Origin of the sequence: Billgrantia campisalis (assembly GCF_022341425.1) — a bacterium.
Taxonomy (GTDB): domain Bacteria; phylum Pseudomonadota; class Gammaproteobacteria; order Pseudomonadales; family Halomonadaceae; genus Halomonas; species Halomonas campisalis.
In genome coordinates this window covers 55,584-81,067 of sequence record NZ_JABFUC010000001.1, presented here as the reverse complement: position 1 = coordinate 81,067, position 25,484 = coordinate 55,584, and the positions used below count along the sequence as shown (strand labels likewise).

The following is a 25,484-nucleotide window of genomic DNA, read 5'->3' as shown; positions in this document are numbered from 1 at the left end:
CCCATCCGCGCAAGGTCTGTTTCGGTATTTCAGGCTGTGGTGTCGGAATCGGAGTGAGGTTTGAAGCGGACCCATTGCAGCGGCATATGGCCCAGGATGGGCACCAGCGTCTGTACGGTCTCTACCGCCAGGACGTACCCTGGCAGGGCCGCCTACCCGCGATATACTCCACATCCTCCAGGGTGATTGAGACAGTCGGACGATGCCGACCATTGATGTGGTGATCAAGCTTTCCGCCGAGGCCTGCCTGGCCCACTACGAGGGGCGCGTGGGTCAGGTGCATGCCCATAGTCTGGATGGCCGCCGGGTGATCTTTCCCGCCGAGGCGCTGCGCCGGGTGGTGACCCGCGAGGGCGTACACGGCGTCTTTCGCCTGCGCTTTTCATCGGATGGCCGCTTCGAGTCGATCCGGCGGCTCCGCTGAGCGCTAAACTGTTGCGAGTTTGGCGCAGGTCAAGTTTTGCCGGCTAATCACCGCCTGCCGCTCTGGTAGCATGGGGGATGCCGGCCCGAGGATGGGGGCGGTATTTCCGGCGCCGCTGTGGGAGCGGCGCCCGCCACGCGAATAGGCCATGCCATGCCATCTGGAGTGCAGCAAGGAAGCCCTGCCGCCGAGCGGCAGGATCGTCGAGCGGGCGACATCGCTGAGCCGCCCGGTCCGTCCAGCGACCTTTTCGTCGGCTTGCGTTCGCTGCGTGACACGGTGACCAGTCGTCACCATTCCCGCGACTTCGCCTTCGCCCACGCCTACTACCTGCGCAGTCGTGTGCTGGCGCTGGGGATCATCTTCAGCCTGCTGTCGCCGCTGTGGATCCTGGTGGATTCGCTGGTGCTGCCCGCCGAGCTGCTGCGGTACACTCTGGCCGGCAGGGTGGTGCTGATGCTCGGCCTGGTGGGCGTGCTGATGGTGGCGCTTTTTAGTCGCGAGCGGATCCGCCGCATTCGCCTGTGCGCCGGCATGCTGCTGGCGCTGCCCGCGGCCTTCTACGTGCTGGTGCTGGTAATGCTGCCGTCCGGTGAGATTCATCACCTGGTGGGCTATGGTTTCATTCCCTTCCTGCTGGTCGCCTCGCTGAGCGTTTTTCCCTTCACCATCCTGGAGTCGCTGTTCGCCGGCCTCGCCATGCTGGGGCTGCTGATGTTCTCGCAGCTGCTGGATGGCAGCTGGATGACCGGCAGGGGAGTGGAGGCCTTCTGGCTGCTTTCGAGCCTGCTGGTGGTGTCGCTGGCGGCCAACCACTTCCAGCTCAGCCTGCTGCTGCGGCTCTATCGGCAGGCGACCCATGATCCGCTCACTGGGCTGTTCAACCGCGGTGCCCTTGAGGTCCACCTGGCGAAGATCCAGGCCTGGCAGCGCGAGATGGAGGGTGGTCAGGCACCGGATGGCGTGCCCTGTTCGGTGCTGATGATCGACCTCGATCACTTCAAGCAGATCAACGATACCTACGGCCACTCGGTGGGCGACGCCGTGCTGCGCCAGCTGGCGCATATCCTCACCGGCCAGACCCGCAAGCAGGACTGCGCGGCGCGCTATGGCGGCGAAGAGTTCGTGGTGATCCTGTTGGGCAGCGATGGGATCCGCGCCCAGGAAGTGGCCGAGCGCATCCGTCGGGCGGTGGAGCTTCACGATTTCGTGGATCACGAGCAGCGCCCGGTGTCGGTGACCACCAGTATCGGTGTGACGGAACTGGTACTGAACGAGCCGGCCGAGCAGGCGCTCAAGCGTGCCGACGAGGCGCTCTACCGGGCCAAGCACGAGGGGCGCAACCGCATTGTCTACGCTGAGCTGCCGTCTCAGGCATAGGGCGCTTCGTCGCCGGTCCAGGTCTAAGGGTTTCGGCTCAAGACTCTCGGCTCAAGAAACGCCGCCTGCGGCCGATATAGCGCTCACGATCGTTTCGTGAAGGTGGCCGCATGCCCCACAACACTCGGCAGGTAGCGCTGCATACCTGGTTGATCCTGGTGCCGGTTCTGCTCATCGCCATGGGGGGAATCAACGGTCTGGCGGCTTGGCAGCTGCCGGGCGAGATCCGACCAGCGCAGGTCAGTCTGCCGCTGATGGTGCTGGCCGGCGTGGGGTTGCTGGCGGTGGTACAGGGCGCCAGGCGCCTGGCGCGGCTCGCCGGGGTCTCGTTGTTGGTGTTGGGGCTGCATGCCCCGCTGTTGGCCGTCTTCCCGGCGTCGCTGCTGCAGCACTGGCCGCTTTCCCTCACCCCGGCGACCAGCGTGGTGGTGCTCTTGGTCGCACTGTGTTTGCTGATCGGCGTTGGCTCGGCCCAGGCGCGGCTGGTGTGGCTGGTGGCGGGGCTGTCCGTCAGCCTGGTGGGCGGGTTGAGCGTGCTGAGCGAGCTGTGGCCCGGGCTCTTTGCCGCAAGCCCCTGGGGCAGCGCCTTCTCTTCCGCCTTTACCGCTCTGCCGGCGCTGCTTTGCGGCACCGCCATGCTGTTGATGGGGCGTGTTCAGGCCGTTGAGCCACCAAGGATACAGCGGGTGATGCTGCTGTCACTGAGCGCCGGAGTGCTGGCCAGCGGCCTGGCCTGGTCGGCGTTGACCTGGCAGCAGCACGATGCTCAGCACCGCCAGGCGGAGCAGCTGCTGACCAACTTCAAGATGGCCGCCGAACAGGTGATGGATTCCCACCAGCAGCAGCTGTTGCGCATGGCCGAGCGCTGGGGTGCGATGGGGGAGCGGCCGAGCCCGGCCTTCCGCGAGCTGGAATTCGATAGCCACTTCCGCGATGTGCCGAGCCTGGTCTCGCTGCACTGGCAGGATGCCGACGAGCGGTTCCGCTGGGGGCGCAGCCGCGGCGAGGGGCCGACGCTTTCGGCCTGGCTCGAACAGGACGAGGGCTGGCTGCTCGACTGGCTGGCGGTGGGCGGCTCCTATCCGCGCTGGGTGCTGCCCGACGCCGAGCAGCCCGGGCTGGCGCTGGTGGCGGTGCCGCTGCCCGAGCCGGCCGCAAGCCAGCTGGTGGCGGTGATCGACCTCAGGCGGCTGCTGCAAGAGGACGTGCGCGCCATCGTCAGCCCCATGGTGCTGACGGTTCAGGGCGGCTCGAGCGTAGTGCTCTCCAATCGTGACCAACATGGCGAGCCCGGGGCCGAGCTGAGCCGGAGGCTACTGGTATTGCCGGGCGGGGCGACCCTGGAAACCCGGGGCCATGCGGTGGCCGCCGCCGCCCCGAGCCTGGGAGGGCTGCTGCCGCTGGGCGTGGGCATCGGCGGGCTGACGCTCAGCTATCTGCTGGCCTTCAGCCTGGGCATGGCGGGCCTGAGCGCCCAGCGCTCTACGATCCTGGCGATGACCCAGCGCCACCTCAGGGCCCAGCAGCGGGTCCAGGCCATGGTCGCCCGAGACCAGCCGCTGCCGGAAATCCTTCAGGCGATCTGTCGCCTGGTCGAGGCCCAGGCGCCCGGGGCGCTGTCGACGATCATGCTCGCCAGCCGCGATCAGCGCCGGCTCGATCGCGTCTTCAGCATCAGCCTGCCGGAGGCCTACCTCGAGGCGGTGCGCGGCGTGCCCGTGGACCCGGCCGCCGGAGCCTGTGGTCGGGCGGCTTATACTCGCAACTTCGTGGTCTGTCGCGATCTGGTGGGTGACCCGCTGTGGCGCGGCTTCCAGCGCATCACCGCGGCCCATGGCCTGCGCGCCTGCTGGTCCTATCCGGTGATCGCCAGCGACGGCCGGCTGCTCGGCACCTTTGCCACCTACTACCGTGAGCCGGGCGAGCCCTGTCCCGACGACCGGCGGCGCATCGTCGAGGCGGCCGAGCTGGTGGCGTTGGCGGTGGAGCGGGAGCAGAACCGTCAGGCGCTGCACGAGAGCGAGCAGCGCTACCGCTCGCTGTTCGCCTACCATCCGGATGCGGTGTTCTCTCTCGATCTGGAGGGCCACTTTCTCACCGCCAACGCTGCCTGCAGCGAGCTCACCGGCTACCCCCTCAAGCGGCTGATCGGCATGCACTTCGGCTCGCTGATCGACCCCGCGGATCAGCAGCGTATCGAGCAGCGCTTCCACGCGGCCGGCAAGGGCGAGGCGTTTCGCTACTCCCTGGAGGTGAAGCGCCGCGACGGGCAAAGCGTCTTCGTCGACCTGACCAACCTGCCGATTATCGTCGACGAGCGGGTGATCGGCCTGTACGGCATCGCCAAGGACATGACCGAGCGCCACCAGCGCGAGACCGAGCTGCGCATCCTGCAGCGCAGCGTGGAGGCCAGCATCAATGGTGTGGTGATCGCCGATGCCCGCGAGCCGGAGATGCCGCTGATCTATGTCAACGAGTCCTTCGAGCGCATCACCGGCTATCGGCGCGACGAGGTGCTGGGCCGCAGCTGTCGCCTGCTGCAGGGGCGCGAGACCGACCCCGAGGCCGTGCAGCAGCTGCGCGATGCCCTCGCCCAGCGCCGCGAGGTCAACGTCACGCTGCTCAACTACCGCAAGGACGGCACCCCTTTCTGGAACAACCTCTTCCTGGCGCCGGTACGCAACGGGGTCGGGGTGGTGACCCACTTCGTGGGCGTGCAGAACGATATCTCCGAGCGCAAGGCCTACGAGGCCAAGCTGGCCTTCCACGCTAGCCACGATGCCCTGACTGGGCTTGCCAATCGCTCGCTGTTCGAGGATCACCTGATCCACGACGTGCAGCTGGCGAAGCGCCACGGCGGCCGCCTGGCGGTGCTGTTCGTCGACCTGGACGATTTCAAACCGATCAACGACAGCCTGGGCCACGAGATCGGTGACCAGGTGCTGATCCAGGTGGCGCAGCGGCTGGGCGGTGAGCTCAGCCCGGGGGATACCCTGGCGCGCTTCGGCGGCGACGAGTTTGTGGCCCTGCTGCCCGAGCTCAATCACGAGGACGATGCCCTGGCACTGGCGGAGCGGCTGCTGGTGTGCATCGCGCGGCCCTACCGCGTGCAGGAGCATGAGCTGTATCTGAGCGCCAGCGTGGGCGTGGCCTTCCTGCGGGAGGGGCTGGCCAATCCGGTGGAGCTGATCCAGCAGGCCGACATGGCCATGTACCGTGCCAAGCAGAAGGGGCGCAACGCCTGGCAGTGCTTCACTGGTGAGATCAACGACGAGGTGAGTTCGCGCATGGCGCTGCGCAATGACCTCCAGGAGGCCATCGAGGCGGGCAGCTTCGAGCTGCACTACCAGCCGCTGCTCAACGCCGACGACGGCAGCGTGGCCGGCTTCGAGGCGCTGGTACGCTGGAAGCATCCGCAGCGCGGCTATCTCTCCCCGGGGCTGTTCATCCCGCTGGCCGAGGATACCGGCCAGATCGTGCCGATCAGCGAGTGGGTGCTGCGCCAGGCGTGTCGCGATATGTGCCGGTTGGATGCCGCCGGGCTGGGGCGCTACCGGGTGTCGGTCAATCTGTCACCGCTGCAGTTCCACCGCCCCCACTTCCTTGCCAACCTGCAGCTGGCCCTGGAGGAGACCGGGCTTGCCCCCGACGGCCTGGAGCTGGAGCTCACCGAGGGGATCCTGATGAACGATACCGATGCCGCGATCGAGACACTCAGGGCGCTGCGTGAGATGGGCGTCGAGGTGTCCATCGACGACTTCGGCACCGGGTATTCCAGCCTGAGCTACTTGAAGCAGCTGCCCATCGGCAAGATCAAGATCGACCGCAGTTTCATTCGCGACGTGACCACCAACCCCCACGACAGCGCCATCGTCCAGGGTATCATCTCCATGGCCCACCACCTGGGGCTCAAGGTGGTGGCGGAGGGCATCGAAGAGGCGCGACAGAGCGACTATCTGGCCGCCCACGGCTGCGATGTCTTCCAGGGTTTCCACTTCGCCCGGCCGATGCCACTGGAGCGACTGACGACCTATCTGGTCGAGAGCCACGGTGCCGGTACGGTTGCCAATCGCGGCCCCGACCCCGTTAAAGGCGCTCGCGTGTCGGTCGATAGATAGGCAGCGAACTAACCCAAGGACAGGACCCTCCTGATCCAATGTTGACGAGGCAAGGATGGCGCAGGCGCAAGACGACTTTATCCGGGTGAGCAGCCCCGCGGAGATCGAATCGCTGCTGGATCTGATGATCGAGCCGGGCGGGGCATCGCTGCTGCTCGACAAGCCCGACGCCACGCCGCTTCCGGTACTGCTCATGGAGCAAGTGGCCGGCGAGACGCTGGTGATGGATATCACCGCGGTGCGCGAGATTGCCGGCGAACTCAAGCGTGGCCTGGCGTTTCAGCTGCTGGGCCAGGTGCAGGGCAAGATGGTGCGTACCCCGCCGATCAAGGCGCTGGAGACCCAGGCGGCGGACAGTCGTGTGACCTGCTACTGCGAGTACCCGCTCTATCTCGAGGAGATGCAGCGCCGCGAGGCATTCCGCGCACGGCTGCGGATGGGCATGGAGGTAGGGGCCATCGTGCGGGCCGACGACGAGGCCACGGTGCAGGGCGACCTCAAGGATCTCTCCCAGGAGGGCTGTCAGCTGGAGCTGCCGGCCTCGGCGGCGGGGCTGCTCTCCGGTGCACCTCTGCCGCTGGACGTGGAGCTCTGTTTTCCCAACGGTACACGCTTCGCCATCAAGGCCTCTCCCCGGCACCAGGCGGTGAACACCGAGCGCCAGACCATGCGGGTAGGCTTTCGCTTCGAGGGTTGTACGGCCGACCAGGAGCGCAAGCTGTGGTTCTTCGTGCGCGAGATCGAGCGCGAGGCGTCGCGCCATGTCAACGAGGGTAGTACCGGACGGCTGCCGTCGATGCTCTTCCAGGGTCAGGCGCAGGCCACCTCGACGCCCTCGGTGGGGCGGCGCAACATGCTGGCCTATCCGACGCCCATGGCGCGACGGCTGTCGCGGGTGGCCGGCTATCTGGACGCCCAACTGCTGGAACTGCAGGAGGAGGGCGATATCGATCCGGTGCAGCTCTCACGGCATGCCGATTTTCTGCTGATGCTGGCCGACGAGGACATCGAGGCACTGCTGTTCGCCACCCGCTGCCTGCAGCGAGAGCCCCTGCTGGTGCGCCACGGGTTGTCCGTGGCGGTCCACCTGCTGGCGCTGGCCGGGGGCAGCTCGGTTCCCCGGGACGTGCGCAAGGCGGTGGCCGCCTGCGCCATGGTCCACGACCTGGGCAAGGGGGGGCTGCCGCCGGCCCTGCTGTCTGCCGCGTCGCTCTCGGCGGCCGAGTATGACCAGCTCAAGGGGCATGTGCTCGCGGTGCTGGAGCGTCTTGAGCGCTGCCAGTGGCTCTCGGCCAGCGTGGCCCGGTCGGTGGTGGGCGGCATCAATGAGCGCCTGGACGGTAGCGGCTATCCTGCCGGTCTGGCCAGCGAGCAGCTTCACGAACTGTCGCGTATGAGCGCAGTGGTCGATGTGATCGATGCCATGCGTCGTGATCGGCCGGATCGCCCGGCCTGGCGGATCGATGCCGTCTATCGCTACCTGCTCAAGGAGCCGGGCCGGTTCGACCCGCGCTGGGTGAAGCGCTATATCCAGCGCTTCGGACTGCGGCCGGTGGGGTCGCTGGTGCGTTTTTCAGGCGGTGCCATGGCCTGGATCCAGCGCCTGGATCAGCAGGGGCGGCCCTTCCAGGTGCAGCTGACCGAGGTCGTCGAGCCGCCGGGCGAGGGGCTTGGCGAAGTGATTCGTGGCGATGTGGTGGCCCGCCTCGGCGAGCCGGTGGAGGAACTGCCCGTCTCCACCTGAGGCGGCTTTCGATTGTGCGGGTAGCGCCTAAAGTTGCCGCTTGGAACGCCGATAACAGGAAATACCCCCTTGGTTGCGGGCTTTTCGTTGGAACCGCTGTTGTCTGGCCTGTCAGACTAGGTAGACAGCTATTGGGTCATATCAACCGGGCCATATCGGCTGGGCCACAATTGGCTGGGCAAGCGGCGCCGCGACCATTCCGCCACCCGGTTTTGCAAGATACAGAGGAGAGCGAGCACCATGACTGCACTGAGAGGAGCCGCCGCCTATGGTGGCCGTGGAGCCGGGGCCTATGCCCGGGTCGGTGTCGAGAGTGCCACCATGTCGGCCAGCCCCCATCAGCTGATCGTGATGCTGTTCGATGGCGCCCAGGCGGCGATTCGCGCCGCGCGCATCCACATGCAGGCGGGTCATACCGCCGAGAAGGGAAAGGCGATCTCCAAGGCGCTGGATATCGTCAACAATGGTCTGGCTGCGGCGCTGGATACCGACAAGGGCGGCGAGATCGCCGAGCGGCTGGCTTCGCTCTACGACTACATCGCCCGGCTGCTGTTGGCCGCCAACCTGCACAACGACCAGGAGAGCCTCGATCAGGCTGAACGGCTGCTGGAGGATATCGCCTCGGCGTGGCGGGACATCGGCAGCGCCGGAGCCCAGGGCTGAGATGGCCAAGGCCAGCGACGACGGTCAGCGGGCGCTGATTGCCGCCTATACACAGCTGCGCCGACAGCTCGCCGAGATGTGCGAGCAGGCGCGAGCCGGCGACTGGGAGGCGCTGCTCGAGTCCCAGGCCGACTACCAGCGGCAGGTGGATGGCCTGGGCGAACTGGAGGCTGCCGCACAGCTGGACAGTGACGGCCTGGGGCGCAAGCGCGAGCTGCTCGAGGCGATCCTCGCCGATGATCGAGAGCTGCGCCAGCGGATGATGGCGCGTCGCGATGAGCTGGAGCAGCTGATGACCGCGTCGCGTCGGCAGCGCCAGATGCATCGCGCCTACGGGCGCCAGGCCGCCTCGGGCGCCAGGTCGGCCGACAGCACCGATACGAGCGAGTCGTGAGCGGTATCACGCCCCTGATCGACACCCTTCTGCACCAGGTGCTGGGCAAGCGGGTCGATGTGCCGCGGGCCCGGGAGCTCAACGAGCCCGTGCGTCCCGTGGATGCGGGCGAAGGGCCCAGAGCCCTGCACAGCGACTCGCGACTGGATGGCCGACGGGCTGCCTCTGCGCCGCTGACCGGCACTGCCCCCGCCGGCCAGCGCGGCGATGCCGCGGATACGCGCAGCGCGCCCGCCGACCCGGCGAGACCGCACTCTTTCCAGACCCATTTCAGCCCCTCGGCCCGGACCATCGCCGATCTGCTGGTGCGCTTTCCCGCGCCGCCTTCGGTGCTGAGCACCAGCGCTCCCTTGATGAGTGCCGAGGAGCCGCCCAGCGCCACGACCCTGGCCAGCCGACTGCAGGCCGGAGTGCGCGATAGTGGGCTTTTCTACGAGTCGCATCTGTCGCGCTGGTATCGCGGTGAGATGTCGCGCCAGCAGCTCGAAAGCGAGCCGCAGATGTGGCGTACGCTTCGCTTCACTCCGGCCGGCGCTGGCCTGACCGAACGGACGTCGCTGCGCGGCGCCGCGGCTCATGGCGGCGGTGCCCCGGGGGCGGCCTCCCATGCAGGTGCTGCGGGGCAGCCGGGTACTGCGGCAGCTCAGCCGGCTACGTCGGGGGCGCAGCTTGGTGCCGCAGGGCAGCCGGCGGGTACCGCGGCAGCGCAGCCAGGTGGCATGGGAGCCCCACCCGGTGGCGTGGGGCAGGGCGGTCAGCCGCCGCCGCCCGCCGCCGCGCCGCCGCAGCCGCAGGGGGCCGCCAGCCAGGCTGGGGCGCCGATGTCCGGGGCGGCCAGCCAGGCGGCCGGCGCCTATGCGGCCACCGGCGCGCTGCTGCCGGGAAGCGCAGAGGGGGCAGCTGCCCGGGAGAGCGGGGCGGCGCCGCTGCGAAGCGCGGCGGCCCAAGTGTCGGGTGCCCAGGTCCAGGCTCAGGCCGGAGAGGCATCCAGCGCGCGTGAGGCGGCGGATATCGCCGCCCGGGCCCGGCCTGCCGGGGCCGAGCCGGTGCACGAGAGTCTGCAGGGGCTGGTGCGCCACCAGCTCGAGATGCTGGTCACGCCGGTGCTACGCTGGGAGGGTGATGTCTGGTCGGGCATCTTCATGGCGCTGATGGTGCAGCTGCCGCCTTCCGCCCAGCGCGACGGCGGCACGGGGCAGGAGGCGGAAGACGAGGAGGCCGCCCAGCAGGATACCTGGCACTCCGAGCTGCAGCTGCGCGTCCCGAGCCTGGGGGATATCCGGGTGGCCCTGTGGCTGCGCGGCGAGGATGTCCGGCTCGAACTCAGCGTGGCCGACGAGCGGGCGCTGGCGACGCTGCGCGACGGGGCCCCACGGCTCGAGGGTCGACTCAGGGCGGCTGGGCTGGCCAGTGTGATCGTCGAGGCACGGCCGCTGCGCGAGGAGGGGGCGGATGGCGAAATCGGGGCCTGAATGCCGTCGCCAGGCGGTGGCGCTGGCCTATCGCGACGGCGACGATGCGCCGCGAGTGCTGGCCAAGGGGTATGGCGACATGGCCGAGCGCATTCTCGCCGAGGCGCAGCGACAGGGTATCTATGTTCACGATGCCCCGGAGTTGGTCGGCCTGCTGATGGGGCTCGATCTCGACGAGCGCATCCCGCCGGCGCTGTATCAGGTCATTGCCGAGCTGTTGGTTTGGGTCTACGAACTCTCGGAGTCGCAATCCGCTCGGCCGGATGGTAAAAAAATGTAACAAATTGTTTTTATGTGCTTCTTTGCTGGGCTTTTTTTTGTTTGTCAAGAACGGTGTGGCTGATTTTTGTCAGTCGTGACAAGGAGTTAATGCCCTAATAAAAAAGTATTGATCTTCGTCATGCCGGGCCATGTTCATCTGCGTCCCTTGCTCAGTTGGCAGGGGCGCAGCGAGGCCGCAAAATGCTTCCGATTAAAAAGGAAGTCCTAATCGGGCGTAGTGTCGCTAGTGCCGATGCCCTCGCTCGGTAGGGTAAAAAAATAAGGACACGCAGCAACCACCGCGTGCAGGGAATAATATGACGAAAATGCATCACCTGGAGGAGATCCAGGAGCTTAATCTCGCCTATCTGTTGCTGGCCCAGCGTCTGCTCAGCGAGGACCGTAGCGCCGCGCTCTTTCGTCTCAAGATCGATGACGAAATGGCCGATCTGCTGCAGTCGCTGGGCGCTACGCAGCTGACGCGTCTGGCCCGCAGCAACCAGCTGCTCTGCCATTTCGGCCATGACGGCGCCGACCGTTTGCGCCAGGTGGTCGACAACCCTCGCGACAACGGCCTTTCCCAGTTCCATGCGTCGCTGCTGATGGCGGGGCGTTCCGGTGAACGGCTGACCGCGGAGGGCTGAGCATGTCGCAAAAAAGCCTCGTCGAGGAGATGCGTCAGGTTCGGCTGGCCATCGAGCTGATCGAACTCGGGGCGCGCCTGCAGGTGCTGGAGACCGAGACCGACCTGAGTCGTGCGCGGCTGATCCGGCTGTTCAAGGAGGTGCGCGGCATGTCGCCCCCCAAGGGCATGCTGCCGTTCTCCACCGACTGGTTCATCACCTGGCTGCCCAACGTGCACGCCTCGCTGTTCTACAACATTTATCGTCGGCTGGTCGAAGATCAGCGCAGCGAGCGCATGTCGGCGTTCGTCACGGCCTACCGGCTCTACGGGGAGCAGGTGGCGATCGATCGGGTGGAGCCGGTGCTGGGCCTGACGCGGGCCTGGACCCTGGTGCGCTTTTTCGAGAGCGACCTGCTGCAGCTCTCCACCTGTAATCAGTGCGGCGGGCATTTCGTGGCCCATGCCCACACCCCCGACCACGATTACGTGTGCGGCATCTGCATGCCGCCTTCCCGGGCCGGCAAGACTCGCAAGCGTCGTGAAGACGAGGCGGCGAGGGGCAAGGTGCAGTGCCTCGAGCCGACGGCCCGGCGCGCAGGCGCCTGACGGCTCTGGTCGGGCCTGCGGGTCCTCGCTCGTGACATCGTCGCCGCCCCGGCCCGCCGCCGGGGCGGCGTCTTTTTGGGCAGGCGCTGCGGGTGAGCTTTTTTCACTTTCGGGCTCAAGTCGGCGAAGGCGTGGCCGATAACCCGTGATATCGACAAGTCGCATCCATGAAAGGATATCGGTTGTGCTGATTCTGGTTGGCTACATCGTCGTCATACTCTGCGTGTTTGGCGGTTTCGTTCTGGCGGGGGGCTTTCTCGGGCCGCTCTACCAGCCCACCGAGCTGCTGATGATCGGCGGCGCCGGGGTGGGCGCCTTCATTGCCGCCAATAACGGCAAGGCGATCAAGGCCACTTTCAAGATTTTCCCCAAGCTCCGGCGCACCAAGAACTACAACAAGGCCATGTACATGGAGCTGCTCGCGGTGCAGTACAAGCTGCTGAGCAAGATCCGCCGCGAGGGCATGCTGGGCATCGAGCGGGATATCGACAGCCCTCAGGAGAGCGCGCTCTTCCAGGAGCATCCCAAGGTCTTGTCGGACCCGATGGTGATGAACTTCCTGACCGACTACCTGCGCCTGATGGTCAGCGGCGGCATGGATCCCATGGAGATCGACGAGCTGATGCTCCATGAGATCGAAACCTTCGAGAAGGAGGCGCACATCCCCGCCGACGCCATCGCCAAGGTGGGCGATGCCATGCCGGCGTTCGGCATCGTGGCCGCGGTCATGGGGGTGGTCAAGGCGCTGACCTACGCCGATGCCGGGCCCGATCAGATGGGCGAGATGATCGCCCACGCCCTGGTGGGCACCTTTCTGGGGATCCTGATGGGCTACGGCTTCATCAATCCGGTGGCCAGCAGCATCGAGCGCCAGATCAAAGAGGCGGAGAAGATGCTGCAGTGCATGCGTATCACTCTGCTGGCCAGCCTGCACGGCTATGCGCCGCAGTTGGCGGTAGAGTTCGGTCGCAAGGCGCTGTTTACCGAGGAGCGCCCGGGGTTCTCCGAGCTCGAGGATTACGTGCGTAACGCCAAGACGGGCGCTGTCGGCGAATGAGTGAGAGCGGTGGCAAGCGGCCGATCGTCATTCGGCGCAAGAAGGTGGTGCACGCCCATCACGGCGGTAGCTGGAAGATCGCCCTGGCCGACTTCATGACCGCGCTGATGGCGCTGTTCCTGGTCATGTGGATTCTCTCGGTGGCCACCGAGGAGCAGCGCCAGGGGGTGTCGGAGTACTTCAGTACCCCTCTGGTAAGTGCCATCACCGGCGGCGATCGTTCCGGCAGTACCCAGGTGATTCCCGGCGGCGGCCCGGATCCGGTGCACAGTGACGGCGAGCGGGCGCGGGTCGATACCCGTCAGTTCAGTCGGCCCAGCGAGCAGCAGCGGCGCTTCTTCACCGACCTGCAGCGGCGCATCGAGACGGTGATCGAGGCCGACCCGGAACTGCGTGAACTGCGCCAGCAGATGCGCTTCGACCTGACCCAAGAGGGGCTGCGTATCCAGCTGCTGGATACCGAGCAGCGCCCCATGTTCGCTATCGGCAGCGACCGGGTGGAGCCTTACATGCGCAACCTGCTGCGCACGATCGCCCCGCTGCTCAACGAGCTGCCCAATGACCTGAGCATCAGCGGTCATACCGACAGCCGGCCCTTCGTGGGGGGCTATCGAGGCTACAGCAACTGGGAGCTCTCCAGCGATCGTGCCAATGCCTCTCGGCGGGAGTTGGTGGCGGGTGGATTGGAGCCCGACAAGCTGCTGAGGGTCTCGGGCCTGGCCGACCGGGTAGTACTGCCGGATACCGATTCGCGTGACCCGGTAAATCGGCGAATCGAGCTGTTGGTGCTGCTGCCCGATGTGGCCGACTATATCCGCCGCCCGAGCCTGCAGAGCGGGCCGGGCACGCCTAGCCCCATGAGCTCGCGACTGGAGAGCGAGGTGGAGCTGGCGCCGGTGGTGCAGTTCACGGAAAGCCTGCGTCGTTCGCTTGGCAGCGAGTAAGCGACGTAACGCGGGGCTTGGAACCCATTTTGACACCAGGTGGTAATGCGCATGGATATCACGGACTTCTATGAGACGTTTTTCGAGGAAGCCGAAGAGCTGCTGGCGGATATGGAACGTCACCTCCTGGAGCTCGACGTGGACGAGCCGGATGTCGAGCAGCTCAACGCTATCTTCCGTGCCGCCCACTCGATCAAGGGAGGGGCGGGCACCTTCGGCTTCGACGTGCTGCAGAAGACCACGCACCTCTTCGAGAACCTGCTGGATCACACCCGCAAGGGGGAGCTGGCCCTGCGCAGCGATATCGTCGATACCTTTCTGGAAACCAAGGATATGCTCAGCGATCAGTTAGATGCCTACCGTAACGGCGATGAGCCCGATCAGGAGGCCTTCGAACGCATCTGCCGCACGCTTCAGCAGCTGGCGCTGGAGGAGATCGGCCAGGATCTGGAGGGCGGCGCCCCTCCCTCCAAGCCGGAACCGGAGCCCGCGGCGACGCCGGAACCGTCCGCCGAGTCGCAGGCTGCTGACTCAGCTGCCGATGGCGGCGGGCGTCGCGTGGTGGCGCTGCTGGGCGTGGCCGACAAGGATCGCGAACTGCTGGTGGAGGAACTGGGGCAGCTTGGCGAGGTGATCGAGCAGCGCGGCGATCAGACCCGCTACGAGGTGGTGCTGGAGTCGACCATCAGCGATGACGATATCGAAGCGGTAATGTGCTTTATCGTCGATGCCGACCAGCTGGAGATCAGCGCCGAGGCGGCGCCCGCGGCATCCGAGGCGGCGCCCGCGGCATCCGAGGAGGCGCCAGCGCCCAGCGAGTCGCCCACCCAGGCCGAGCCGTCGTCCCAGTCCGCGCCGGCAGCAACATCCGCGACGCCGCCGGCCGAGCCTCAGCCGGCGACCAAAGCGCCGGATGACAAGGTGCCGGCCAAGCCCAAGAGCAAGGCCAAGGCCAAGGCCAAGCCCGGCGGCAGCGAGAGCACATCGATTCGCGTCTCGGTCGACAAGGTCGACCAGATCATCAACCTGGTGGGCGAGCTGATCATCACCCAGTCGATGCTCGACCAGACCGTCAGCGAACTCGACGGCCCGGCCAACGGTAATCTGGTCAACGGCATGAGCCTGCTGCAGCGCAATGCGCGGGACCTGCAGGAAGCCGTGATGTCGATCCGCATGATCCCCATGGATTTCGTGTTCAGCCGCTTTCCACGAGTGGTGCGGGAAACCGCCGGCAAGCTTGGCAAGGAGATCGAGCTGGTCACCGAGGGCGAGTCCACCGAGCTCGACAAGAGCCTCACCGAGCGGATCATCGACCCGTTGACGCACCTGGTGCGCAACAGCCTCGACCACGGCATCGAGATGCCGGACGACCGCGAGGCGGCCGGCAAGCCGCGCACCGGCAAGCTGACGCTCTCCGCCAGGCATCAGGGTGGCAACATCATCATCGAGGTGATCGACGACGGCGCCGGCCTCAATCGCGACAAGCTGCTCGCCAAAGCGCGTGAAAACGGCCTCAACGTCTCCGATAGCATGAGCGACGACGAGGTGTGGCAGCTGATCTTCGCCCCGGGCTTCTCCACCGCCAAGGCGGTGACCGATGTATCCGGTCGCGGCGTGGGCATGGACGTGGTCAAGCGCAATATCCAGGGAATGGGCGGTCATGTGGTGATCATGTCGCGGCCCGGCGAGGGCACGACCATCCGTATCGTGCTGCCCCTGACCCTGGCGATTCTCGACGGCATGTCGATCAAGGTCGGCGAGGAGATGTTTATCCTGCCGCTGTCGGCGGTGCTCGAGTCGCTGCAGCCGACGCGGGAGGAGCTCTACGCCATGGCCGGCGACGACGTGGTGCTCAAGGTGCGCGACGAATACCTGCCGGTGGTGGCGGTACACGAGGCGCTGGACGTGGCGGGTGCCAAGACCGAACTCACCGAGACCATCGCCGTGATCGTCCAGGGCGAGGGACGCCGCTATGCGCTGCTGGTGGACGACCTGGTGGGCCAGCAACAGGTAGTGGTGAAGAACCTGGAAACCAACTACCGCAAGGTGCCGGGGGTGTCGGCGGCGACCATTCTGGGGGATGGCAGCGTTGCCCTGATCCTGGATATCACCGGCCTGCACAAGCTGAGCCGTGCCAAGAAGGAGGCGCGCCGGCCCAGGCGCGACGCCGATTCACTGGAAGCCTTTTCTGTCAATGAGCTGGAGACCTCATCATGAATCAGACTCCCGAAGCGGCGATGGCCGCCGCCGAAGCCCACAACCGTGAGTTCCTGGTGTTTTCGCTGGGCGACGAAGAGTACGCCGTCGATATCCTCAAGGTGCAGGAGATCCGTGGCTACGAGAACGTGACCCGCATCGCCAACGCCCCGGACTTCATCAAGGGCGTGACCAATCTGCGCGGCGTGATCGTGCCGATCGTCGATCTGCGCATCAAGTTTCACCTCGACAAGGTGGAGTACGGCGGCCAGACGGTGGTGATCGTGGTCAACGTGGAGGATCGCGTGGTGGGCATCGTCGTCGACGGCGTCTCCGACGTCATGACCCTGTCGCCGGATCAGATCAAGCCGGCACCCGAGTTCGGGGTCACCCTCTCCTCCGATTTCCTCAGCGGGCTTGGCAGCCTGGAGGATCGCATGCTGGTGATCGTCGACATCGACAAGCTGCTGACCAGCGACGAGATGGCGCTCGTCGAGCGGGTGGCCGAATAGGGCCCTTGGCCGGGGTCAAGTCGCTTTTGGCAGGATCGAGATAAACTAATCAGGCTTTTCTTTATTAGGCCAACGGGATCAGGGTGTTGCATGTTAAGACTGTCGACGATGCAAAAGCTGTGGGGATCTTTCGGGTTCATCTGGCTGGCGATGATCCTGCTGGTGGCCTGGGGAGCCTGGGAAAACCGCCAGCTCATGATCGACGAGCGCAAAGGGGCGTTGCGCGACTACATGGACATGGCCCTCAACGCCGTTGAGGGCCAGGCCCAGCGCGTCGCCGCCGGCGAGGTCGACGAGCAGGAGGCGCGCACCCAGGCCGCCGCCACCGTACGCAACATGGTGTACGACGAGGGGCGTGGCTATTTCTTCGTCTTCAATGACGATTTCGAGCTCCTGGCCCACCCCCGGCTACCGGTAGGCACCCATGTCGGCGATTTCGAGAACGACGAGGGGCGTCGGCTGTTTCCCGAATTCGTCGAGTCGGTGCACCATGACGACGGCTTCGTCGACTACCTCTGGGCCCACGAGTCCGATGGCGAGCTGACCCTCAAGTCCTCCTTCAACGCTGAGTTCGCTCCCTGGGGCTGGTATCTGGGTACCGGTGTCTATATCGATGACATCAACGAGGAGTTTCTCTCCACCCTGATCTGGAGCCTGGTGCGCCTGATCGGCGTGGGTCTGCCGCTGACCCTGCTGATCGCCAGCGTCTTTCGCGATATTTCCCGGCGCCTGGGCGGCGAGCCCCATCATGCCGCGCAGTTCGTCGGGCATATCGCCGACGGCGACCTGACCTCCGACGTACAGCTGCGCAAGGGCGACCAGAGCAGCCTGCTCTACCATATCGACCGCATGCGTGGCTCGCTTGCGTCCACCATCGGCGAGATCAACCGCCGCGCCGAAGAGGTCGACCACGAGGTGGACAGCATCGTCGGCGTCAACGACGAGTTGGCTACCCGCACCGAGCAGCAGGCCGCCTCGCTGGAGGAGACCGCCTCGAGCATGGAGCAGCTGACCCAGACGGTGCGGCAGAACGCCGAGCATGCCGATCAGGCCCGTACGCTTGCCGGCAACACCGAACGGAGCGCCCAGCACGGCAGCGAGTCGATGGAGAGCGTCATCGAGGCCATGTCGAGTATCAACGACAGCGCCGTGCAGATGACCAGCATCGTCGACACCATCGAATCCATCGCCTTCCAGACCAATATCCTGGCGCTGAACGCCTCGGTGGAAGCGGCGCGCGCCGGTGAGCACGGTCGCGGCTTCGCCGTGGTGGCCGAAGAGGTGCGCAAACTGGCCAGTCGCAGCTCGGAAGCGGCCCAGGAGATCAAGGCGCTGATCGAACAGTCCGACAACCAGGTGACCCGCGGTAGTCAGCTGGTACGCGAGACCGGCGAGGTGATCCAGGGCATGGTGCGCGACATTACGCAGCTCAGCACCCTCGTGGCCGAGATCTCGTCGGCTTCGGTGGAGCAGAGCAGTGGCATCGAGCAGGTCAACCAGGCCGTCACCCAGATGGACCAGATGACCCAGCAGAACTCGGGACTGGTGCAGTCCAGCAACACCGCCACCCAGCGGCTGCGCGAGCAGAGCCGCCAACTGGTCCAGCAGGTGGCGCACTTCCGTATGACTGGCCAGCCGGGCGGGGGAGCCGCTGTCGACCCGCGGCCGCGCTCCCTGCCCCTGCCGCAGGCCGACACCGAGTGGTCGCGCGGCGCGCGGCATGAGCCGGTGGATGCCTGAGGGCGTGGCAGGCGGGCGGCAGTCGCTGGCTGCCGGCCGGTCGACAACAACGATCAGGCGGCTTGCCTGGCGATCATGAGGGAACGACGTGAAGCTTATCGACAACATGACCGTGCGGCTCAGCTGGAGTTTGGTGCTGGTGTTCTTCGCCGGCATGCTGGTGTTGCTTAGTGGCTTGGGGGTCTATGCCGTCAGCCAGGGGCAGGAAGCGCTGCGTTTGCTCAACGAGGTTAACGTGGACCAGCAATCCACGCTCAACCGGGCCAATGCTCAGATGCTCTCCACGCGCCTCGAGCTGCAGCAGATCCACGATGCGCAGCTGGATGCGCGCAACCGGCAGGCGCTGCGTGAAAGCGTCGAGCAGGCCGAGGCGGTTGCCGGCCAGCTCGACGCTATCCAGGCCACCATCGAAGCGTTCGCGGCGATGCCGACCCAGCCGGCACATGAGTCGATGGTCGAGCGGATATCTGCAAGCGCCACCGCGCTCATATCGGAGGCGCTCAGGCCACAGCAGGCCACCCTGGTCGACAACGATACCGACGGCTTTGCGGAGCTGAATTCCCAGGCGGCGGCGCTCAACGAGCGCTTCAACGCAGCGGCGGCCGACTACTTCGAGGCGGCCCAGGCCTTCGGGGCTGCCCACCATACCGACTACAGCCAGGTGGCGAACCTGCTCAAGCTGGCCATTTTTGCTGTGCTGCTGGGGTCGGCCCTGGTCATGGTCATCGCCATGTGGGGCATCACGGTCAACGTGCTCAAGCCGCTGGCCCGGCTGGTGAACTACTTCGAGGGCGTGGCCAAGGGGGACCTCTCCCACCCCGTGGAGAAGCGCGGCAACAATGAAATCGGCCGGCTGTTCACCTCGCTGTCGCACATGCAGGAGGGGCTCTCCGGTACCGTGGGCACGGTGCGCCGCAGCAGCGAGGGCATCTATCACGGCGCCCAGGACATTGCCCAGGGCAACAACGAGCTGTCGTCGCGTACCGAGCAGCAGGCCGCCTCCTTGGCCGAGACCGCCTCGAGCATGGAGCAGCTCGCTTCCACCGTGGAGCAGAATGCCGACAACGCCCGCCAGGCCACCCAGCTGTCCGCTGAGGCGTCGCGTACCGCCGAGCAGGGCGGCGAAGTGGTCGGCGAGGTAGTCACCACCATGCACGAGATCAGCGCCAGCTCCCACAAGATGTCGGACATCATCGGGGTGATCGACACCATCGCCTTCCAGACCAATATCCTGGCGCTCAACGCCTCGGTGGAGGCGGCGCGGGCCGGCGAGCACGGCAGGGGCTTCGCCGTGGTGGCCCAGGAGGTGCGCAACCTCGCCGGACGCAGCGCTTCGGCGGCAGGCGAGATTCGCGAGCTGATTCAGGCCTCGCTGAGCAAGGTCGACGCCGGCACCTCCCGGGTCGACTTGGCCGGCCAGACCATGAGCGAGATTGTCGCCGCGGTGCAGCGGGTCAGCGACATCATGGATGAGATCGCCTCGGCCTCCCAGGAGCAGAGCAACGGCATCGGCCAGGTCAACCAGGCGGTGACCCAGATGGACCAGGTCACCCAGCAGAACGCGGCCCTGGTGCAGCAGGCGGCCAGCGCCGCCGTTCAGCTCGAGGCCGAGGCCGGGCACCTGCGCGAGGCGGTGCTGCGCTTCCGTCTGGCCGGCCAGGACGATGCCGGCAGCGGAGATGGTGCCGGTGACACGGTTTCGTCGTCATCGGCGGGTGGTCAGGATCGGATGGCCGGACGCTCTCTGGCACCGGTCACGGACCCGCGGCCCGGTTCCGCCCACCCGGGGGCAACCTCCCGGCAAGGGCACAGCAGCGCCGACAACCGCGGCCAGCGCCACGGCGAATCGCGTCGCGGCGAGGCCAGCGAGGAGGAGTGGGCGTCTTTCTAGGCCGTTGACTCCATTAGAAAAGATAAAAGTAAATTAAAATAACAACGCCATAACAAATCGTACGTCCCTGACAAGGGCGCTTGAGGAAGGGGTATTGACAACGCTATGCGCAACAATCAACCAGTCACGCAGCGCGAGTATGCGCTCAGCGACGAGCACCTGCTGATCACCCGCACCGATCACAAGGGGCGGATCACCTATGTCAATAACGATTTCATCGAGGTCAGCGGCTTCAGTCGTGAAGAGCTGATAGGCTCGCCGCACAATATCATTCGCCATCCGGACATGCCGGAGGCGGCGTTCGCCGATCTCTGGGAGTCCGTTCAGCGGGGCGACACCTGGCGTGGACTGGTGAAGAACCGCCGCAAGGATGGCGATCACTACTGGGTCGATGCCACGGTGACGCCGATCATGGAGGATGGCGAGTGCCAGGGGTATACCTCGGTGCGCGTCAAGGCCGAACCCGAGGCGATCAAGCAGGCCGAACGTAGCTATCAAGCGCTGCGTGATGGCAAGGGAGGCCGCTATACCCTGCGTCGGGGTCGGGTCGTTCGGCGCGGCCTGGTGGGGCGCTTGATGCGGCTCAACCTGGGCACCATCCAGGCCAAGCTGATGTTGATGACCTTGACTTCACTGCTGCTGCTGGCTATCAGCGGCGCGGTGGGACTCTACGGCCTGCAGGCCTCAGGGGCGCGTGTCGCCGACCTCAACCGCGATGGCCTGCAGGACGTCATTCGGCTGCAGCAGATGGATCAGCTGATCAACGAGGGCCATCAGCGGGTCAGTGGCCAGGAGCGCATGGCAGTGCTCGAAGCGCGGTTTCAGCATGCCGGTGCGATCAGCGATATCGTCGTCAGCCTGGAGCGGCTGTGGGGCGAGTATCAGGCGCGTGAGATCAATCACACGGCGTTGGCAGCGGAGTTCGATGGCCAGCTGCAGGCGTATATCGGGGAGGGACTGACCCCCATGGCCGAGGTGTTGAGCGGCGAAGAATCCTTCGACGCCATGATGGCACTCAACAACCGGACCCAGGGACTGCGCGAGCAGGGGAGTGCCTTGTCGACGTCGATCAACGGGCTGATCGAAGAGGAGCGCCTCGCCGCGCTGGGCATGGCCGAGGCGGCTGAGCGTGGCCAGCGTCAGATGCTGATCGGTCAGTCGAGCTTCATGGCACTGGCGCTGGTCCTGTTGCTCCTGCTGGGGCTTTGGATCACCGCCGCCATCACTCGCCCGCTGCGCCAGGCCGTGAGCGCCACCCTGCAGATTGGTTCCGGCAACCTGGCGGCGCGGGTGCCCGACATGAAACAGGGTGAGCTGGGTCAGCTGATGAGCGCGATGCGGGTCATGCGCCACAGCCTCTACACCACCACCTGGACCATCAAGCAGAGCGTGGACATCGTCACGCCGGCCACCGGCGCGATCGCCAAGGGCAACGAGGACCTGTCGGCGCGTACCGAGCAGCAGGCCGCCTCGCTGCAGGAGACGGCCTCCAGCATGGAGCAGATGACCACCACGGTGCAGCAGAACACCGACAATGCCCGGCAGGCCAGCGGCCTGGCGCTGGACAATGCCAATCGGGTGCGCGAGACCGGCGAGCTGATGCAGGACGTGGTGCAGAGCATGGAACGCATCACCGCCAGTTCGCGCAAGATGACCGACATCATCAATACCATTGACGCCATCGCCTTCCAGACCAATATTCTGGCGCTCAACGCCTCGGTGGAGGCGGCCCGCGCTGGCGAGCAGGGCCGTGGCTTTGCCGTGGTGGCCGGGGAGGTGCGCAACCTGGCCGGCCGCTCGGCGGATGCCGCCAAGGAGATTCGCGGCCTGATCGCCACCTCCAACGGTGAGATCGAGGGGGGAGCCGCCCAGGTGCAGCAGGCGGAGGGGGCCATGTCCGAGGTGGTGGCGGCCTCGCAGCGGGTCAATGACATCATGGGCGAGATTACCGCCGCCTCCGAGGAGCAGAGCGGGGGGATCGGCCAGATCACCCAGGCGATCACCGAAATGGACCAGGTCACCCAGCAGAACGCCGCGCGAGTGGAGGAAACCGCCAGCGCCGCCGCCGAACTGAAGCAGCAGGCCGAACGCCTGGCCCGAGAAATCGGCGTGTATCGTCTGCGTGGGGCCGGTCCCGAAACAGCGGAAACGCGGGGCGAGCGTCGCAGCGCGGACGAACACTCCGCGGCCCTGCCGAGACAACATGACCCGCTTCCAGCCAAGCGTGCAGGCGTTACGTCCCGCAAGGCGGCAGCCACCCAGTCTGTGGCTGAAGAAGCGGAGTGGGAAACATTTTGAGGTTGAGTTGTTTTAGGGGATTCATTCAAGACCTAACAGGACAAGCGCCATGCGCAACAATCAGCCAGTCACGAAGCGCGAGTACACGCTCAGCGACGAGCACCTGCTGATCACACGAACCGACCTCAAGGGACGTGTGACCTATGCCAACGCAGATTTCATCGAGGTGAGCGGCTTTTCGCGCGAAGAGCTGCTTGGGTCGCCACACAACATCATTCGTCATCCCGACATGCCGGAGGCAGCTTTTGCCGATCTCTGGGAGTCCGTTCAGCGGGGCGACACCTGGCGTGGATTGGTGAAGAACCGCCGCAAGGATGGCGATCACTACTGGGTCGATGCCACGGTGACGCCGATCATGGAGGATGGCGAGTGCCAGGGGTATACCTCGGTGCGCGTCAAGGCCGAACCCGAGGCGATCAAGCAGGCCGAACGTAGCTATCAAGCGCTGCGTGATGGCAAGGGAGGCCGCTATACCCTGCGTCGGGGTCGGGTCGTTCGGCGCGGCCTGGTGGGGCGCTTGATGCGGCTCAACCTGGGCACCATCCAGGCCAAGCTGATGTTGATGACCTTGACTTCACTGCTGCTGCTGGCTATCAGCGGCGCGGTGGGACTCTACGGCCTGCAGGCCTCAGGGGCGCGTGTCGCCGACCTCAACCGCGATGGCCTGCAGGACGTCATTCGGCTGCAGCAGATGGATCAGCTGATCAACGAGGGCCATCAGCGGGTCAGTGGCCAGGAGCGCATGGCAGTGCTCGAAGCGCGGTTTCAGCATGCCGGTGCGATCAGCGATATCGTCGTCAGCCTGGAGCGGCTGTGGGGCGAGTATCAGGCGCGTGAGATCAATCACACGGCGTTGGCAGCGGAGTTCGATGGCCAGCTGCAGGCGTATATCGGGGAGGGACTGACCCCCATGGCCGAGGTGTTGAGCGGCGAAGAATCCTTCGACGCCATGATGGCACTCAACAACCGGACCCAGGGACTGCGCGAGCAGGGGAGTGCCTTGTCGACGTCGATCAACGGGCTGATCGAAGAGGAGCGCCTCGCCGCGCTGGGCATGGCCGAGGCGGCTGAGCGTGGCCAGCGTCAGATGCTGATCGGTCAGTCGAGCTTCATGGCACTGGCGCTGGTCCTGTTGCTCCTGCTGGGGCTTTGGATCACCGCCGCCATCACTCGCCCGCTGCGCCAGGCCGTGAGCGCCACCCTGCAGATTGGTTCCGGCAACCTGGCGGCGCGGGTGCCCGACATGAAACAGGGTGAGCTGGGTCAGCTGATGAGCGCGATGCGGGTCATGCGCCACAGCCTCTACACCACCACCTGGACCATCAAGCAGAGCGTGGACATCGTCACGCCGGCCACCGGCGCGATCGCCAAGGGCAACGAGGACCTGTCGGCGCGTACCGAGCAGCAGGCCGCCTCGCTGCAGGAGACGGCCTCCAGCATGGAGCAGATGACCACCACGGTGCAGCAGAACACCGACAATGCCCGGCAGGCCAGCGGCCTGGCGCTGGACAATGCCAATCGGGTGCGCGAGACCGGCGAGCTGATGCAGGACGTGGTGCAGAGCATGGAACGCATCACCGCCAGTTCGCGCAAGATGACCGACATCATCAATACCATTGACGCCATCGCCTTCCAGACCAATATTCTGGCGCTCAACGCCTCGGTGGAGGCGGCCCGCGCTGGCGAGCAGGGCCGTGGCTTTGCCGTGGTGGCCGGGGAGGTGCGCAACCTGGCCGGCCGCTCGGCGGATGCCGCCAAGGAGATTCGCGGCCTGATCGCCACCTCCAACGGTGAGATCGAGGGGGGAGCCGCCCAGGTGCAGCAGGCGGAGGGGGCCATGTCCGAGGTGGTGGCGGCCTCGCAGCGGGTCAATGACATCATGGGCGAGATTACCGCCGCCTCCGAGGAGCAGAGCGGGGGGATCGGCCAGATCACCCAGGCGATCACCGAAATGGACCAGGTCACCCAGCAGAACGCCGCGCGAGTGGAGGAAACCGCCAGCGCCGCCGCCGAACTGAAGCAGCAGGCCGAACGCCTGGCCCGAGAAATCGGCGTGTATCGTCTGCGTGGGGCCGGTCCCGAAACAGCGGAAACGCGGGGCGAGCGTCGCAGCGCGGCCGGCGGCTCCGTAGCCCCGCAGGACCCGCTGCCCGCTAGGCGATCGCGTACCGCCGCCAGCAAGCGCGCTAGCGAGCCCGAGACCGACCGGAGAGCGGCAGCCGAAGAGGAGTGGGAAACATTTTGAGCGAGCCAGTGGAAGGCCCCGCCAGCGAGGCGGGCCAGTGGTCGGGAGCGGGCCAGATGGAGCGCGACCTGATCCTGACCGATGAGGATTTCCGCCAGATCCGTCAGCTGATCTATCAGCGTGCGGGCATCGTGCTGGCCGAGCACAAGCGGGAAATGGTCTACAGCCGGCTGGCCAAGCGGCTGCGACATCACGGCCTGACGCGCTTCAGCGACTACCTGGCGCGCCTGGCGCGCCAGCCCGAGGCGCGCGAGTGGGAGGCCTTCACCAATGCCCTGACCACCAACCTCACCGCCTTCTTTCGCGAGGCGCACCACTTCCCGCTGCTGGCGGCCCATGTTCGCGAGCGGCGCGAGCCGGTGCGCATCTGGAGTGCTGCGGCCTCCACCGGCGAGGAACCCTACTCGATCGCCATGACCCTGCTGGAGGCGCTTGGCTCCCGGGCCACCAACGCCAAGGTGGTGGCCACCGATATCGACACCGAGGCGCTGGAGCGGGCCCGGGCCGGCATCTACCCGGTGGAGCAGGTGCACAAGCTCGACCAGGTGCGGGTCAAGCGCTTCTTCCATAAGGGCCGTGGGCGCCACGAGGGCCTGGCCCGGGTGCGTCCCGAGGTCGCCTCACTGGTGGAGTTCAAGGCCTTGAACCTGCTGGCGCCGAGTTGGCCGATTCAGGGGCCCTTCGATGCGATATTCTGTCGTAACATTATGATTTATTTTGATAAAGAGACGCAGGCAAAAATTCTCGAGCGCTTCGCGCCACTGCTCAAGCCCGACGGGCTGCTGTTTGCCGGCCACTCCGAGAACTTTTCCTATATCAGCAAGGTGTTCAAGCTGCGCGGCCAGACGGTCTATACGCTCGCCGAGCGTCGCTGACCCTGCTGAAGATGCACCGGGTCCGTTGCCCGGCGTTGC

Annotated in this window: 19 protein-coding genes; all 19 read left to right on the top strand. The window is 66.0% G+C overall.

What is annotated here, in order from left to right:
- Nucleotides 1-202 precede the first annotated feature (202 nt).
- Complete coding sequence (locus HOP52_RS00310) at nt 203-424, top strand: DUF2835 family protein (RefSeq protein ID WP_238974793.1); 222 nt, start codon at nt 203-205, stop codon at nt 422-424.
- 153 nt (nt 425-577) lie between these two features.
- Nucleotides 578-1,804 (top strand): GGDEF domain-containing protein, encoded by a 1,227-nt coding sequence (locus tag HOP52_RS00305; RefSeq protein ID WP_238974791.1) that lies wholly within the window; start codon nt 578-580, stop codon nt 1,802-1,804.
- Between the two features lie 110 nt (nt 1,805-1,914).
- Entirely contained in the window at nt 1,915-5,922 is a 4,008-nt protein-coding gene (locus HOP52_RS00300) for an EAL domain-containing protein (RefSeq protein ID WP_238974790.1), read from the top strand.
- Between the two features lie 55 nt (nt 5,923-5,977).
- Nucleotides 5,978-7,666, top strand: coding sequence for an HD domain-containing phosphohydrolase (locus tag HOP52_RS00295; protein ID WP_238974787.1), 1,689 nt, complete (start codon nt 5,978-5,980; stop codon nt 7,664-7,666).
- 240 nt (nt 7,667-7,906) lie between these two features.
- Nucleotides 7,907-8,329: a flagellar export chaperone FliS gene (gene fliS, locus HOP52_RS00290; RefSeq protein WP_238974777.1), complete on the top strand. Its 423-nt coding sequence runs from the start codon at nt 7,907-7,909 to the stop codon at nt 8,327-8,329.
- 1 nt (nt 8,330) lies between these two features.
- Nucleotides 8,331-8,723 (top strand): flagellar protein FliT, encoded by a 393-nt coding sequence (locus tag HOP52_RS00285; RefSeq protein WP_238974775.1) that lies wholly within the window; start codon nt 8,331-8,333, stop codon nt 8,721-8,723.
- Nucleotides 8,720-10,195: a flagellar hook-length control protein FliK gene (fliK, locus tag HOP52_RS00280; RefSeq protein ID WP_238974773.1), complete on the top strand. Its 1,476-nt coding sequence runs from the start codon at nt 8,720-8,722 to the stop codon at nt 10,193-10,195. The genes HOP52_RS00285 and fliK overlap by 4 nt, the downstream gene beginning before the upstream one ends.
- On the top strand, nt 10,176-10,475 hold the full coding sequence (locus HOP52_RS00275; protein ID WP_238974771.1) for an EscU/YscU/HrcU family type III secretion system export apparatus switch protein: 300 nt from the start codon (nt 10,176-10,178) through the stop codon (nt 10,473-10,475). Before fliK ends, HOP52_RS00275 begins: the two co-directional genes overlap by 20 nt.
- Nucleotides 10,476-10,773: 298 nt before the next feature.
- Nucleotides 10,774-11,100, top strand: a complete 327-nt coding sequence (flhD, locus tag HOP52_RS00270; protein ID WP_238974769.1) for a flagellar transcriptional regulator FlhD — start codon at nt 10,774-10,776, stop codon at nt 11,098-11,100.
- A gap of 2 nt (nt 11,101-11,102) precedes the next feature.
- On the top strand, nt 11,103-11,687 hold the full coding sequence (gene flhC, locus HOP52_RS00265) for a flagellar transcriptional regulator FlhC (RefSeq protein WP_238974767.1): 585 nt from the start codon (nt 11,103-11,105) through the stop codon (nt 11,685-11,687).
- Between the two features lie 184 nt (nt 11,688-11,871).
- Nucleotides 11,872-12,744, top strand: a complete 873-nt coding sequence (motA, locus tag HOP52_RS00260) for a flagellar motor stator protein MotA (RefSeq protein WP_238974765.1) — start codon at nt 11,872-11,874, stop codon at nt 12,742-12,744.
- Nucleotides 12,741-13,688 (top strand): flagellar motor protein MotB, encoded by a 948-nt coding sequence (gene motB / locus HOP52_RS00255; RefSeq protein WP_238974764.1) that lies wholly within the window; start codon nt 12,741-12,743, stop codon nt 13,686-13,688. The genes motA and motB overlap by 4 nt, the downstream gene beginning before the upstream one ends.
- Before the next feature lie 51 nt (nt 13,689-13,739).
- Nucleotides 13,740-15,905, top strand: coding sequence for a chemotaxis protein CheA (cheA, locus tag HOP52_RS00250; protein WP_238974762.1), 2,166 nt, complete (start codon nt 13,740-13,742; stop codon nt 15,903-15,905).
- Nucleotides 15,902-16,396: a chemotaxis protein CheW gene (locus HOP52_RS00245; RefSeq protein ID WP_238974760.1), complete on the top strand. Its 495-nt coding sequence runs from the start codon at nt 15,902-15,904 to the stop codon at nt 16,394-16,396. The genes cheA and HOP52_RS00245 overlap by 4 nt, the downstream gene beginning before the upstream one ends.
- A 108-nt stretch (nt 16,397-16,504) precedes the next feature.
- Nucleotides 16,505-18,136: a methyl-accepting chemotaxis protein gene (locus HOP52_RS00240; RefSeq protein ID WP_238974758.1), complete on the top strand. Its 1,632-nt coding sequence runs from the start codon at nt 16,505-16,507 to the stop codon at nt 18,134-18,136.
- 88 nt (nt 18,137-18,224) lie between these two features.
- Nucleotides 18,225-20,027 (top strand): methyl-accepting chemotaxis protein, encoded by a 1,803-nt coding sequence (locus HOP52_RS00235; RefSeq protein ID WP_238974755.1) that lies wholly within the window; start codon nt 18,225-18,227, stop codon nt 20,025-20,027.
- A 105-nt stretch (nt 20,028-20,132) separates the two neighbouring features.
- A complete protein-coding gene (locus tag HOP52_RS00230; RefSeq protein ID WP_238974753.1) occupies nt 20,133-22,325 on the top strand; it encodes a methyl-accepting chemotaxis protein in 2,193 nt (730 codons plus the stop codon).
- A 49-nt stretch (nt 22,326-22,374) separates the two neighbouring features.
- Nucleotides 22,375-24,570 (top strand): methyl-accepting chemotaxis protein, encoded by a 2,196-nt coding sequence (locus HOP52_RS00225; protein WP_238974751.1) that lies wholly within the window; start codon nt 22,375-22,377, stop codon nt 24,568-24,570.
- The gene (gene cheR / locus HOP52_RS00220) at nt 24,567-25,445 is read left to right on the top strand and encodes a protein-glutamate O-methyltransferase CheR (RefSeq protein ID WP_275298015.1); all 879 of its coding nucleotides are present in this window, start codon (nt 24,567-24,569) and stop codon (nt 25,443-25,445) included. Before HOP52_RS00225 ends, cheR begins: the two co-directional genes overlap by 4 nt.
- The last annotated feature ends 39 nt before the right edge of the window (nt 25,446-25,484 follow it).

Coding starts and splice junctions, on each gene's coding strand:
- HOP52_RS00310 (WP_238974793.1), top strand. CDS start 203: ATGCCGACCATTGATGTGGTGATCAAGCTTTCCGCCGAGGCCTGCCTG.
- HOP52_RS00305 (WP_238974791.1), top strand. CDS start 578: ATGCCATCTGGAGTGCAGCAAGGAAGCCCTGCCGCCGAGCGGCAGGAT.
- HOP52_RS00300 (WP_238974790.1), top strand. CDS start 1,915: ATGCCCCACAACACTCGGCAGGTAGCGCTGCATACCTGGTTGATCCTG.
- HOP52_RS00295 (WP_238974787.1), top strand. CDS start 5,978: ATGGCGCAGGCGCAAGACGACTTTATCCGGGTGAGCAGCCCCGCGGAG.
- fliS (WP_238974777.1), top strand. CDS start 7,907: ATGACTGCACTGAGAGGAGCCGCCGCCTATGGTGGCCGTGGAGCCGGG.
- HOP52_RS00285 (WP_238974775.1), top strand. CDS start 8,331: ATGGCCAAGGCCAGCGACGACGGTCAGCGGGCGCTGATTGCCGCCTAT.
- HOP52_RS00275 (WP_238974771.1), top strand. CDS start 10,176: ATGGCGAAATCGGGGCCTGAATGCCGTCGCCAGGCGGTGGCGCTGGCC.
- flhD (WP_238974769.1), top strand. CDS start 10,774: ATGACGAAAATGCATCACCTGGAGGAGATCCAGGAGCTTAATCTCGCC.
- flhC (WP_238974767.1), top strand. CDS start 11,103: ATGTCGCAAAAAAGCCTCGTCGAGGAGATGCGTCAGGTTCGGCTGGCC.
- motB (WP_238974764.1), top strand. CDS start 12,741: ATGAGTGAGAGCGGTGGCAAGCGGCCGATCGTCATTCGGCGCAAGAAG.
- cheA (WP_238974762.1), top strand. CDS start 13,740: ATGGATATCACGGACTTCTATGAGACGTTTTTCGAGGAAGCCGAAGAG.
- HOP52_RS00245 (WP_238974760.1), top strand. CDS start 15,902: ATGAATCAGACTCCCGAAGCGGCGATGGCCGCCGCCGAAGCCCACAAC.
- HOP52_RS00240 (WP_238974758.1), top strand. CDS start 16,505: ATGCAAAAGCTGTGGGGATCTTTCGGGTTCATCTGGCTGGCGATGATC.
- HOP52_RS00230 (WP_238974753.1), top strand. CDS start 20,133: ATGCGCAACAATCAACCAGTCACGCAGCGCGAGTATGCGCTCAGCGAC.
- HOP52_RS00225 (WP_238974751.1), top strand. CDS start 22,375: ATGCGCAACAATCAGCCAGTCACGAAGCGCGAGTACACGCTCAGCGAC.